Source organism: Kitasatospora sp. NPDC059812, assembly GCF_042732075.1.
In the GTDB taxonomy this organism is placed as follows: domain Bacteria; phylum Actinomycetota; class Actinomycetes; order Streptomycetales; family Streptomycetaceae; genus Kitasatospora.
The window spans coordinates 1-13,033 of record NZ_JBHWIO010000014.1; the positions used below are offsets into that span (position 1 = coordinate 1).

7 protein-coding genes and 1 riboswitch are annotated in these 13,033 nt (G+C 73.5%); of the genes, 2 read left to right on the plus strand and 5 right to left on the minus strand.

The genetic code is table 11. The features are described from left to right. Nucleotides 1-144: 144 nt before the first annotated feature. Nucleotides 145-1,674, minus strand: a complete 1,530-nt coding sequence (locus ACFV6D_RS10105) for a UDP-N-acetylglucosamine 1-carboxyvinyltransferase (protein WP_350875492.1) — start codon at nucleotides 1,672-1,674, stop codon at nucleotides 145-147. A gap of 137 nt (nucleotides 1,675-1,811) precedes the next feature. Continuing rightward, nucleotides 1,812-3,086, minus strand: coding sequence for a cobalt-precorrin-5B (C(1))-methyltransferase (locus tag ACFV6D_RS10110; RefSeq protein WP_380427032.1), 1,275 nt, complete (start codon nucleotides 3,084-3,086; stop codon nucleotides 1,812-1,814). Between the two features lie 298 nt (nucleotides 3,087-3,384). Here ACFV6D_RS10110 and ACFV6D_RS10115 point away from each other — a divergent pair, with 298 nt between their 5' ends. Next, entirely contained in the window at nucleotides 3,385-5,124 is a 1,740-nt protein-coding gene (locus ACFV6D_RS10115; RefSeq protein WP_380559121.1) for a TIGR03767 family metallophosphoesterase, read from the plus strand. Nucleotides 5,125-5,231: 107 nt separating this feature from the next. Here the strand turns inward: ACFV6D_RS10115 and ACFV6D_RS10120 are convergent, their stop codons facing one another. Genes ACFV6D_RS10120 through ACFV6D_RS10130 form a run of 3 tightly spaced genes read right to left on the minus strand, consistent with a single transcriptional unit; the run spans nucleotide 5,232 to nucleotide 8,712 of the window. After that, nucleotides 5,232-6,752 carry a precorrin-2 C(20)-methyltransferase gene (locus tag ACFV6D_RS10120; protein ID WP_380559123.1) on the minus strand — a complete coding sequence of 507 codons (1,521 nt, stop codon included), beginning with the start codon at nucleotides 6,750-6,752 and terminating at the stop codon, nucleotides 5,232-5,234. After that, nucleotides 6,749-7,375, minus strand: a complete 627-nt coding sequence (locus ACFV6D_RS10125) for a precorrin-8X methylmutase (protein WP_380559125.1) — start codon at nucleotides 7,373-7,375, stop codon at nucleotides 6,749-6,751. Before ACFV6D_RS10125 ends, ACFV6D_RS10120 begins: the two co-directional genes overlap by 4 nt. After that, nucleotides 7,372-8,712 carry a hypothetical protein gene (locus tag ACFV6D_RS10130; RefSeq protein ID WP_380559127.1) on the minus strand — a complete coding sequence of 447 codons (1,341 nt, stop codon included), beginning with the start codon at nucleotides 8,710-8,712 and terminating at the stop codon, nucleotides 7,372-7,374. The genes ACFV6D_RS10125 and ACFV6D_RS10130 overlap by 4 nt, the downstream gene beginning before the upstream one ends. Nucleotides 8,713-8,879: 167 nt before the next feature. Then, nucleotides 8,880-8,965, plus strand: a riboswitch (cobalamin riboswitch). 301 nt (nucleotides 8,966-9,266) lie between these two features. On the opposite strand from ACFV6D_RS10130, the gene cobN reads away from it, so the two are divergent. Then, nucleotides 9,267-12,953: a cobaltochelatase subunit CobN gene (cobN, locus tag ACFV6D_RS10135; protein ID WP_380559129.1), complete on the plus strand. Its 3,687-nt coding sequence runs from the start codon at nucleotides 9,267-9,269 to the stop codon at nucleotides 12,951-12,953. Nucleotides 12,954-13,033 lie beyond the last annotated feature (80 nt).

Below are 13,033 nucleotides of genomic sequence, written 5' to 3' on the forward strand. Positions count from 1 at the left end.
GTCACCAACACTGGCTTGGGCGCCGGCCCGGTCTGATGTGAATACCCCCCAGACCCCAAAGAGCCCCCCCCGCCCCCACGGGCCGACCGGCCGCAACGCGTGCGGCCGGTCGGCCATCTGATCGTGCTTCAGATCCGGATCGGATCAGATGTCGCGGAAGGTCTCGATCTGCGCGCCGATGGAGTTGAGGCGCTCGGCGAGGTCCTCGTAGCCGCGGTTGATGACGTAGACGTTGCGCAGGACGGAGGTGCCCTGGGCGGCGAGCATCGCGAGGAGGATGACGACCGCGGGGCGCAGGGCCGGCGGGCACATCATCTCGGCGGCGCGCCAGCGGGTGGGGCCCTGGACCAGGACGCGGTGCGGGTCGAGGAGCTTGACGTCGGCGCCGAGGCGGGTCAGCTCGGTGAGGTAGATCGCACGGTTGTCGTAGACCCAGTCGTGGATCATCGTGGTGCCGTGGGCGGCCGCGGCGATGGCCGCGAAGAACGGCACGTTGTCGATGTTGATGCCGGGGAACGGCATCGGGTGGATGGTGTCGATCGGCGCGGTCAGCTTGGACGGGCGCACGGTGAGGTCGACCAGGCGGGTGTGGCCGTTGTGGGCCCGGTACTCGGGGGTCCGGTCGTAGTCGAGGCCCATCCCCTCCAGCACCGCGAGTTCGATCTCCAGGAACTCGATCGGCACCCGGCGGATCGTCAGCTCGGAGGAGGTGACGACGGCGGCGGCGAGCAGGCTCATCGCCTCCACCGGGTCCTCGGCCGGGGTGTAGTCGACGTCGCAGGTGATCTCCGGGACACCGTGGACGGTGAGGGTGGTGGTGCCGACGCCCTCGATCCGCACGCCCAGCTTCTCCAGGAAGAAACACAGGTCCTGGACCATGTAGTTGGGCGAGGCGTTGCGGATGACGCTGACGCCGTCGTGCCGGGCGGCGGCCAGCAGGGCGTTCTCGGTGACGGTGTCCCCGCGCTCGGTCAGCACGATCGGACGGTCCAGCGGGGTGCCCGGCTCGACCGAGGCGTGGTAGGCGCCGCCGGTGGTGGCGACCTCCAGCCCGAAGCGGCGCAGCGCGGTCAGGTGCGGCTCGACGGTGCGGGTGCCGAGGTCGCAGCCACCCGCGTACGGGATGGCGAAGCGGCTGGCGCGGTGCATCAGCGGGCCGAGGAACATCAGCACGCTGCGGGTGCGGCGGGCCGCCTCGACGTCCATCGCCGCGAGGTCGAGCTCGGCGGGCGGGGTGAGTTCGAGGTCGCGGCCGTCGTTGGTCCAGCGGCTCTTGACGCCGATGCTGGTGAGCACCTCGAGGATGCGGTAGACCTCTTCGATCCGGGCGACGCTGCGCAGCGTGGTGCGTCCGGTGGTCAGCAGCGAGGCGCAGAGGATCGCGACGCAGGCGTTCTTGCTGCTGCGGACGTCGATGGCGCCGGAGAGTCGGGTGCCGCCGGCGACCCGCAGGTGCATCGGGCCGGAGTAGCCGAGGGAGACGATCTCGCTGTCGAGGGCTTCGCCGATGCGCGCGATCATCTCAAGGCTGACGTTCTGCTTGCCCTGCTCGATGCGGTTGACCGCGCTCTGGCTGGTGCCGAGGGCCTCGCCGAGCTGTGCCTGGGACCAGCCGCGGTGCTGGCGGGCGGTACGGATGAGGGTGCCGATACGGGTGAGGTAGTCGCCTGTCACTCGCCAGACCATATCTCATGGTTGAGATGGCGACAGAACCAGGGGCGGGCGTGACACTCCTTTTGTCCGTTTCTCGCCCCGTATGAACGTCAGATCTTCACATCACCAGGCGGTATTGCCGCGATTCTGTGAGAGTGTCACGGCCCGAGCGGCTCCGCCCGGCCGACGACGGTGCCCGCGCGGTCGATGCAGATGACGTCCACCGCCACCGGCGAGCCGACCAGCACGCCGAGCGCCGTCGCCCGCGCCGCCTCGGCGACCAGATCGCCCAGCGGCACCCCGGCCGCCCGGCACAACTGCACCGCCTCCAACCCGGTGTTGGCGGCGGCCACCGCCTCGGCCAGCGCCCCGTCGGCCCCGCCCCGCCGCGCCAGTTCGGCCAGGTACCCCTTGTCCACCTGGGAGCGCGCCGAATGCAGGTCGAGGTGGCCGGCGGCGAGCTTGGACAGCTTGGCGAAGCCGCCCGCGATCGTCAGCCGGGGCACCGGGTGGCGCTTGAGGTACTTGAGGACGGCGCCCGCGAAGTCGCCCATGTCGAGCAGCGCGTCCTCAGGCAGTCCGTGCACGGCGACGGCGACCTTCTCGGAGGTCGAACCGGTACAGCCGGCCACGTGGGTGCGGCCCGCCGCCCGGGCCACGTCCACGCCGCGGCGGATGGAGTCGATCCAGGCGGAGCAGGAGTAGGGGACGACGATGCCGGTGGTCCCGAGGATGGACAGGCCCCCGAGGATGCCCAGCCGTGGATTCCAGGTGGACCGGGCGATCTCCTCGCCGTGGTCCACGGAGATCTCGACCACCACGTCCCCGCTGCCGCCGTGCGCGGCGGCCACCTCCGCCACGGCGTCGCGGATCATCTGCCGGGGCACCGGGTTGATCGCGGGCTCGCCGACGGGCAGCGGCAGGCCCGCCTTGGTGACCGTCCCCACCCCCGGGCCGGCCCGGAACACCACGCCGGCGCCGGGCTCGCCGGCCCGCACCGTCGAGCGGATCAGCGCGCCGTGGGTGACGTCGGGATCGTCGCCGGCGTCCTTGACCACGGCGGCCATGGCGCTCGCCGGCATGGGCGGGACGGCGGCTCGGCCCCCGGCGGCCCGCTCCCCGGCAGCCAGTTCGCCGGCGGCCAGCCCCCCGGCCCTGGGGGCAAGTTCCGCGGCGACGAGTTCCTCGGCGGCGAGGGCGAAGGCCGGCTGCTGGCCCTTGGGGAGGGTGATGGCCACCGGGTCCGGGAACTCACCGGTGAGCAGCGCGGTGTACGCGGCCTTGGTGGCGGCGGTGGCGCAGGCGCCCGTGGTCCAGCCGTGCCGCAGGCCGCTGCTCTTCAGCTGGCCGGCCCGGCCCCCGGCTTCGACTCCAGCCTTGGCCGCCGCTTCGGCCCCCGCCTCGGCTCCCGCTTCGGCTCCCGCTTTGGCCACCTGCGTCTCGCTTCCGGCTCCGTTGAGGTGCGGCCGCACCGGCCGTCGGTACCGATTTTCCCCCATTCGCCTGGCCGCGCCCCGACCGGGGGCGGTGGAGCGGGGCCCCGCGGCCCGGTGTCCGAGTCGGGGAGCGGCCGCTGCCCCGCGTTCCCGAAGAGTTCTCCGCACGGGCCTCGCACCCCGCTCCTACCAGTGAGTAATCTGGCGGTCCGCCAGAGGGCGGGTTCATGACACGGGGTCCGGCGGCCGGGTTGTCCGGCCGGGCCATCAGCATGTGGGGGTTTTTGTGGCAGGGATGAGTCGGCGTACGTTCCTCACCGGTACGTCGGTGGCCGCCGCCTGGTCGGCCTTGTCGCTGGGCGGCGGGCAGTTCGCCTCGGCGGCGGAGCGCGAGCGCGCACTGACGGCCACCGCCGCGCGGGCGGTCAAGACGACGGGCACCACGCTCGACCAGGTGGCCACGCCCGTCGGCACCGGCGGGTACAAGCGGCTGACGGCCGGGCCGGGCTGGCCGCTGGTGGTGCGCGGCGACCTGGCGGCGCCGGGCACCGGGCGGGACGACCGACGGACCGGGCTGGCCAGCTTCGTCCAGTTCAGCGACCTGCACCTGGTGGACACCGAGTCCCCGGTGCGATTCGAGTACCTGGCCCGGTTCACCGGCAGCGCGTACCGGCCGCAGGAGGCCCTGAACGCCCGCGGCGTCTCGGCCCTCGTCGAGCGGGTCAACGCGCTCAACGGCGGCCCTTACACCGGGATGCCGTTCAGCATGGTGATGGCCACCGGCGACAACACCGACAACCACGAGCAGGCCGAACTCGACTGGTACCTCACCGTCATGGGCGGCGGCCGGCTCGCCCAGAACACCGGTGACCCGAACCGCTACGAAGGCGTGCAGAACTCGGGCAACGCCGCCTACTGGAACCCCGAACTCGCCTACAACGACGGCTACAAGGCGAAGGGCTTCCCGCAGATACCGGGCTTCCTCGACGCCGCTGGCCGGCCGTTCGACGCGCCGGGCCTGCGTACGCCCTGGTACACGACGGTCGGCAACCACGATGACAGCCTTGAGGGTTCGCTGCCGGACCTCGGGCTGCTGAACGACCTCTACACCGGCCAGTACAAGCTGGAGGGCTGCAACGACGCGGACGCGGCCCGGCTGATGGACTCGCTGCGCCGCGACCCGGCCGGCGCCGCGCTCCTGCTCGCGAAGCTGCTCGCGAGCGGCGACGCGGTGCGCCGGATCACCCCGGACGAGCGCCGACGGCCGTTCACGCTCAAGGAGTTCGCCAAGGCCCACCTGAACCCGGCGCACACCGGCGCCGGCCCGTACGGGCACGGCTTCACCTCGGACATGGTGGGCAGCGGCAAGCTCTACTACACCTTCCGCATCTCGGAGAAGGTGCTCGGCATCAGCCTGGACACCACCAACCAGGCCGGATTCGCGGACGGTTCACTGGGCACCGCGCAACTGCGCTGGCTGGAGCAGCAGTTGAAGGCGCACAGCGGGCACTGGTACGACACCGACGGACGCAGGGTGACGGGCGGCAGCACGGACGAGGTGATCCTCCTGTTCAGCCACCACACGAGCACCACCATGGGCAACCTGCTGCCCGACCCGCGCAACATCTTCGAGAAGCGGCACGACGGCAACGAGCTGGTGGCGCTGCTCCAGCGCTACCCGAACGTGATCGCGTGGGTGAACGGCCACACCCACATGAACAAGGTCACGGCGCACGGCCACGCGGTGCCGGAGCGGGCGTTCTGGGAGATCAACACCGCCTCGCACATCGACTACCCGCAGCACGGGCGCATCATCGAGATCGCGGACAACGGGGACGGCACGCTCTCCCTGTTCACGACGCTGATCGAGTCCTCCGCACCGTACGGCACGGACTTCGGCAGCACCTCGGACGCCAACCTCGCCGCGCTGTACCGCGAGCTGTCGTACAACGACCCGAACGGCCGGCCGGCGGCGCTGCTGGGCGCGGGCGAGGACCACAACACGGAGCTGGTGATCGCCAAGCCGACCCGGTGACGGGGAGGCGGGGACGCCGGGCGGCGAACAAGTAACAGAAAACAGATGACAGCTAACAGATGATGAAATCTGTTAGCTGTCATCTGTTTTCTGTCAGTCGTCGCCCGTTACTCCTCCGGGTACCGCCGCGGCGTCCAGACGACCTTCACGCCGCCGCCCCGCTCGACCGCCTGGGTCTGCGAGGAGCCGATCAGCAGGATCGTCCGCATGTCGACCAGCGCCGGATCCAGCTCGCCCAGCCGGACGATCCGCACGCGCTCGGTCGGCCCGCCGACGTCACGCGCCATCACCACCGGCGTCTCGGGCGCGCGGTACTCCAGCAGCAGGTCCCGGGCGAGGGCGACCTGCGTGGTGCGCGACTTCGAGCCCGGGTTGTAGAGCGCGAGCACCAGGTCCGCCTCGGCCGCCGCGCGCAGCCTGCGGGCCACCACGTCCCAGGGCTTGAGCCGGTCCGACAGCGACACCACCGCATAGTCGTGCCCGAGCGGGGCGCCGGCCCGGGAGGCGGCCGCGTGCGCCGCGGTCATCCCCGGGACGATCCGCACCGGGACGTCCCGGTAGGCCTCCTCGCAGGCGACCTCCAGGACGGCGGTGGCCATCGCGAAGACGCCCGGGTCACCCGAGGACACCACCGCGACCTTGTGCCCGCGGCGGGCCAGTTCGAGGGCGTACTCGGCGCGCTCCGACTCGACCTTGTTGTCCGAGCCGTGCCGCCGCTGCCCCGGCCGCTCGGGCACCCGGTCCAGGTAGGTGGTGTAGCCGACCAGGTCGGTCGCCTCGGCGAGGACGCCGCGCGCCTCGGGGGTGAGCCAGAGCGGCCCGGCCGGACCGGTGCCGATGACGGCCACCGCGCCCGCGCCGTCCGTCCGCCGCTCCACCGGCTCCAGCGGCGCGACCTTGCTCGGCAGCACCGCGACCGAGAAGTACGGGACGGTCTCGCCCTCGACCTCCGCGAGCGGCAGGATGCGCTCCCCGTCCATGAACGCGCGCTCGACGTACTGCGCGTCGTCGAGCCGGCCGGCCCGCTCCAGCGCCCGCCGGACGGCCGGGAAGGTGCGCCCCAGCTTCATGATCACGGCTGAGTCGGCGGCGGCGATCCGCGCCGTCAGCTCCTCCTCGGGCAGCGTGCCCGGGATGACGGTGAGCGTCTCCTCGGCCTCGGTCAGCGGCTGGCCGAGCCGGGCGGCCGCGGCGCTGACGGAGGTCACGCCCGGCACCACCTCGGTCGGGTAGCGGTGCGCGAGCCGCTTGTGCATGTGCTGGTACGAGCCGTAGAACAGCGGGTCGCCCTCGGCGAGGACCACGACATCGCGGCCGGCGTCCAGGTGGGCGGCCAGCCGGGCGGCGGCCTCCTCGTAGAAGTCGTCCAGCGCGCCCCGGTAGCCGCCCGGGTGGTCGGTGGTCTCGACCGTGATCGGGTAGACCAGCTTCTCCTCGATCTGACCACCCGTCAGATAGCGCTCGGCGATCGAGCGCGCGATGGACCGGCCGTGCCGGGCGCTGTGGTAGGCCACCACGTCGGCCTTGCCGATGAGTTCGGCCGCCCGGACGGTCACCAGCGACGGGTCGCCGGGGCCGAGCCCGACCCCGTAGAGCCGTCCGACACCAGAGATCTGACGATCCGTCACTCTTCTTCGCTCGCAATCGCGTTGACGGCGGCGGCGGCGATCGCGCTGCCGCCGCGCCGGCCGCGCACCACCAGGTGCTCCAAGCCGGACGGGTGCTCGGCCAGGGCCTGCTTGGACTCGGCGGCGCCGATGAAGCCGACCGGGACGCCGATCACCGCGGCCGGGCGCGGCGCACCGGCCTCGATCATCTCCAGCAGCCGGAACAGCGAGGTCGGCGCGTTGCCGACGGCCACCACCGCGCCTTCCAGCCGGGGCAGCCACAGTTCCATGGCGGCGGCGCTGCGGGTGTTGCCCATCTTCCGGGCGAGCTCCGGCACGGACGGGTCGGTGAGGGTGCACACGACCTCGTTGTCGGCGGGCAGCCGCTTGCGGGTGACGCCGCTCGCCACCATGTTCACGTCGCACAGGATCGGCGCCCCGGCCCGCAGCGCCTCGCGCGCGGAGGCGACCACGCCCGGTGAGTACACCAGGTCCTCGACCAGGTCGACCATCCCGCAGGCGTGGATCATCCGCACCGCGACCTGGGAGACGTCCGCCGGGAGGGCGGCCAGGTCGGCCTCCGCACGGATGGTGGCAAAGGACTGGCGGTAGATGGACGCGCCGTCCTTCTCGTACTCGATCACTTCGTGGTCCTCCTGGCCTCGGCGACCGCCTCGGCCATCTCCTCGTTCGTCACGTCCACGGCCGCCCCGGCGGCCGCCGGACCGTTCACCGTCACCCGGTAGCCCTGCCCGGTGGCGAGCACGTCCACCCACCGCCCGGCCGGATGACCGCAGCGTCGTTCACACCCCGACCAGTGCACCGGGAGACCGGCGGTCGGGAGGCCGGCCATCGGAAGGCCCGCAGTCGGAAGGCCGGTAGCCGGAAAGCCGGTAACCGGAAGGCCGCCGACCGGCGGGCTCCCGGTGGCAGCTGCCGCATCGAGCGCCCGCGCCGCGTCGGCCCGGACGTCGGCCCGCGACTTGGCGCACCCCGGCAGTCCGGTGCAGGCGGTGGCCCGCTCCCAGGGCGAGTCGGGCGCGGTCCGGAACCTGGCCGCCGCCAGCGCGGGCAGCCGGTCGGCCGGCGCCCCCGGCAGCACCGCGCCGCGCCAGGGCGTCAGCCGGATCTCCCCGGCGCAGGCGCCCGCGAGTTCCCGCCACTGCGCGGCGCCGGCCCGGCCGAAGCGCATGCCCACCGACAGCCCGCCCGCGACCTCGGGGAACGAGCCGGCCGTGCGGACCACGCCGACCGCGGGCGCGGCCCCGGCGAGGGCGGGCACCGGCACGGGCCCGGCCGGCAGCAGCTCGGGGACCTCGCGCAGGTGCCAGGCCTTGCGCCCGCTCTCGCGCAGCACGTCCAGGAAGGTCCGGGCCGCGTCGAGCACGGCCGTCACCTCCTGCCCCGCCGGCACCGGACGCCCGTGGGCGGCCCGTCCGAGGCGCAGCAGCGCCGACCCGTCCGGGCCTGCGATCAATGTCACATCGGCGTCGAACGCGGCGACGTCGCCCCGCCCGTCGTCCAGCGCGAACAGGAACTTGCCGGAGAGCCCGGCCGCCCAGTCGCTCGCGCACAGCCGCGCGTCCAGCTCCCGCACCCAGGCCTGCACGTCGGCGAAGCCGTGTCCGTCGAGCCCGGCGAGCGGGGAGGCCACGATGTTGCGGACCCGTTCGTGCGTGTCCGAGGGCAGCAGGCCGACGGCGCGCAGCCGTTCGGCGAGTTCGGCCCCGCAGTGCGAAGCCAGGCCGCGGAGTTGGACGTTGCCGCGGGAGGTGGTCTCCAGTTCGCCGTCGCCGAGCGCCTCGGCGGCGTCGGCCAGTGCCAGTGCCTGACGGACCGTCAGCAGACCGCCGGGCAGCCGGACCCGGGCCAGGGCGCCGTCGTCGGCCGGATGTAGACGAAGGGCCCCTGGGCAGGCGTCCGCGCGCCCCCGGTCGGGCACCGCGGCGCCCGGCGCGGTGGCGTCGGGTGTCGGTGGCATGGCCGCGAGCATACAGATGATCCGATCGGTTGCCTTTGTCCGTCGCCTCACACCCCGGGCGCTCCGGGCGGCCTCCCCGGGATCACCCTCCCCCAGGTCAGCCGCACCCCGTACGATGCTGGCGGACGGTCCCCGCGGACCGTCCGCACGCCAGCGACGGCGCAGGGGAGGAAACCGGTGCAAGCCCGGTGCGGTCCCGCCACTGTGACCGCGGTTCACCGGGAGACCGGACGGCCGCGGGAGCCAGGAACTCCTGCCGTCCTCCACCGGCCCGGGGCGCGGACCCCGAGGAAGGCTCGAAGAGCAATGCGCTGCCGCATGCCCACGCCCGGGTCCCCGGGCACCTCACGCCCGCCCGACTCCGGGCGCTTCGCCGACGCCTCGGCGCTCCTTCGGTCGCCGGTCACGCGCCGTCGCTCGCTTTCGTCCGCCGCATGCCACGTGCCTTCGTCCGTCGCATGCCACGCGCTTTCGTCCGTCGCTCGTCACTCGTCACTTTCCACGCCGGCGCGCCCTTCGGCTCGGGGCGGCTCCGAGGCCGGGAGGGCCTTCGCATGATCCTGCTGCTGTCGACGTCCGACACCGACCTGCTCAGTGCCCGCGCCGCCGAGGGCCCGGTCCGCTACCGGCTCGGCAACCCGGCCCGGCTCACCCCCGAGGACCTGCCCGCGCTGCTGGAGGGCACCGACCTCGTCGTGGTCCGCCTGCTCGGCGGTCGCCGCGCCTGGCAGGAGGGCCTGGACACGCTGTTGGCCGGCCCCCGCCCGGTGATCGTGCTGACCGGTGAACAGGCCCCCGACGCCCAGCTGATGGAGCTGTCCACCGTCCCGGCCGGCATCGCCGCCGAGGCGCACGCCTACCTCGCGCACGGCGGCGCCGCCAACCTCGCCGAGCTGGCCGCCTTCCTCTCCGACACCGTGCTGCTGACCGGCCACGGCTTCGCCCCGCCCGCCTCCGCCCCGGCCTGGGGGCCGCTGGAGCGCGAAGCCCGTACGCAGGACGGCCCGACGGTCGCGGTGCTCTACTACCGCGCCCACCACATGAGCGGCAACACCGCCTTCGTCGAGACGCTCTGCCGGGCGATCGAGGACCAGGGTGCGCAGGCCAGGGCCTACTACTGCGCCTCGCTGCGCGGCGCCGAGCCCGAGCTGCTGGCCGCGCTCGGCGAGGCCGACACGCTCGTCACCACCGTGCTCGCCGCCGGCGGCACCCGCCCGGCCGACGCGCAGGCCGGCGGCGACGAGGAGGCCTGGGACGCGGGCGCGCTCGCCGCCCTGGACCGGCCGATCCTCCAGGCGCTCTGCCTCACCTGGTCGCGCGCCCAGTGGGAGGCCAGCGACGACGGCCTGTCCCCGCTGGACACCGCCACCCAGATCGCGGTGCCGGAGTTCGACGGCCGGCTGATCAGCGTCCCGTTCTCCTTCAAGGAGCTGGACGAGGACGGCCTCACCGTCTACGCCGCCGACCCGGAGCGCGCCGCCCGGGTGGCCGGCACCGCCGTCAAGCACGCCCGGCTGCGGCACATCCCGGCCGCCGAGCGCCGCCTGGCGCTCGTGCTGTCCGCCTACCCGACCAAGCACGCCCGGGTCGGCAACGCCGTCGGCCTGGACACCCCGGCCAGCGCGATCCGCCTGCTGAACCGGCTGCGCGCGGAGGGCATGGACCTGGGTTCGGACCTCCCCGGGCTGGACGGAACGAACGGGGACGGCCACGCCGGCTCCCGCGACGCCTCGCCCGACGGCTCCCACGACGCGTCCCAGGACTCCTCCCTCGACGCCTCCCACGAGGGCGACGCCCTGATCCACGCCCTGATCGCGGCCGGCGGCTACGACCAGGACTGGCTCACCGAGGACCAGCTGGCCCGCAACCCGGTGCGCATCCCCGCCGCCGACTACCGCCGCTGGTACGCCACGCTCCCCCAGGGGCTGCGCGAGCAGGTCGAGGAGCACTGGGGCCCGGCCCCCGGCGAGCTGTACGTCGACCGCTCGCAGAACCCGGACGGCGACATCGTGCTGGCCGCGATCCGCTCCGGGAACCTGCTCGTCCTGATCCAGCCGCCGCGCGGTTTCGGCGAGAACCCCGTCGCCATCTACCACGACCCCGACCTGCCGCCGAGCCACCACTACCTGGCCGCCTACCGCTGGATCGAGGCCGCGCAGGCCGACGGCGGCTTCGGCGCGCACGCCGTCATCCACCTCGGCAAGCACGGCAACCTGGAGTGGCTGCCCGGCAAGACCGCCGCGCTGTCCGCCGAGTGCGGTCCGGACGCCGTCCTGGGCGATCTGCCGCTGATCTACCCGTTCCTGGTCAACGACCCGGGCGAGGGCACCCAGGCCAAGCGCCGCGCCCACGCCACCCTGGTCGACCACCTCGTCCCGCCGATGGCCCGCGCCGACTCCTACGGCGACATCGCCCGCCTGGAGCAGCTGCTGGACGAGCACTCCAACATCGCCGCGATGGACCCGGCCAAGCTGCCCGCGATCCGCGCGCAGATCTGGACCCTCATCCAGGCCGCCAAGCTGGACCACGACCTCGGTCTGGACGAGCGCCCCGAGGACGACGGCTTCGACGACTTCCTGCTGCACGTCGACGGCTGGCTGTGCGAGATCAAGGACGCCCAGATCCGCGACGGCCTGCACGTCCTCGGACAGGCGCCGGCCGGCACCGACCGGGTCAACATCGTGCTCGCCATCCTGCGCGCCCGCCAGATCTGGGGCGGCGTCAGCGCGCTGCCGGGCCTGCGCGAGGCGCTCGGGCTGGACGAGGCCGCGCTCACCCTCGGGGCCACCGACGCCGCCGAGGCCCAGGCCCGCGCCCTGGTCGAGGCCATGGAGGCGCAGGACTGGGCGGTCGAGGCGGTGGAGAAGGTCGCCGCCGGGCTGCCGGAGGCCGTCCACGACGTGCTGACCTTCGCCGCCACCCAGGTGGTGCCGCGGCTGGCCGCCACCACCGACGAGCTGGACGCCGTGCTGCACGCGCTGCGCGGCGGCTTCGTCCCGGCCGGGCCGTCCGGCTCGCCGCTGCGCGGCCTGGTCAACGTGCTGCCGACCGGCCGCAACTTCTACTCCGTCGACCCGAAGGCCGTCCCGAGCAAGCTCGCCTGGGAGACCGGCCAGGCGCTCGCCGCCTCGCTGGTCGAGCGGTACACCGCCGACAACGACGGCGCCTACCCGCCCTCGGTCGGGCTGTCGCTGTGGGGCACCAGCGCGATGCGCACCGCCGGCGACGACATCGCCGAGGCCTTCGCCCTGCTCGGCGTCCGCCCGGTCTGGGACGACGCCTCGCGCCGGGTCACCGGCCTGGAGCCGATCACCCTCGCCGAGCTGGGCCGCCCGCGCATCGACGTGACGCTGCGCATCTCCGGCTTCTTCCGCGACGCCTTCCCGCACGTGGTCGCCCTGCTCGACGACGCGGTGCGCCTGGCCGCCGCCCAGGAGGAGCCCGCGGAGCAGAACTTCGTACGCGCCCACGTCCAGGCCGACCTCGCGGTGCACGGCGACGAGCGCAAGGCCACCGTCCGCGTCTTCGGCTCCCGCCCGGGCACCTACGGCGCGGGCCTGCTCCAGCTGATCGACAGCCGGGACTGGCGCACCGACGCCGACCTGGCCGAGGTGTACACGGTCTGGGGCGGCTACGCCTACGGGCGCGGACTGGACGGGCGGCCGGCCCGCGAGGAGATGGAGACCGCGTACAAGCGGATCACCGTCGCCGCGAAGAACACCGACACCCGCGAGCACGACATCGCCGACTCGGACGACTACTTCCAGTACCACGGCGGCATGGTGGCCACCGTCCGGGCGCTCACCGGCAAGGCGCCGACCGCCTACATCGGCGACTCGACCCGCCCGGAGACGGTCCGCACCCGGACGCTGACCGAGGAGGCCGCCCGCGTCTTCCGCGCCCGGGTGGTCAACCCGCGCTGGATCGAGGCGATGCGCCGGCACGGGTACAAGGGCGCGTTCGAGATGGCCGCGACGGTGGACTACCTGTTCGGCTACGACGCCACGACGGGCGTGGTCGCGGACTGGATGTACGAGAAGCTCACCCAGGAGTACGTGCTCGACCCCGTCAACCGGGAGTTCCTGACCGGCGCCAACCCGTGGGCGCTGCACGGGATCAGCGAGCGGCTGCTGGAGGCGGCCAGCCGCGGGCTGTGGGAGCAGCCCGACCCGGAGCTGATCGCGCAGTTGCAGGCCGCGTTCCTGGAGACCGAGGGGGACCTGGAGGGCGACGAGGGCTGAGCCACGGGGGTGGCCACCAGTGTTCCCGTAGTCCATTCGGGTGACAGGAACACTGGTGGCGCAGTCCGTCCGAGCGGACA

What these genes read in the sequence shown, in the direction of transcription:
- ACFV6D_RS10115 (WP_380559121.1), top strand. Translation starts at nt 3,385, where the DNA reads ATGAGTCGGCGTACGTTCCTCACCGGTACGTCGGTGGCCGCCGCCTGG.
- ACFV6D_RS10130 (WP_380559127.1), bottom strand. Translation starts at nt 8,712, where the DNA reads ATGCCACCGACACCCGACGCCACCGCGCCGGGCGCCGCGGTGCCCGAC.
- cobN (WP_380559129.1), top strand. Translation starts at nt 9,267, where the DNA reads ATGATCCTGCTGCTGTCGACGTCCGACACCGACCTGCTCAGTGCCCGC.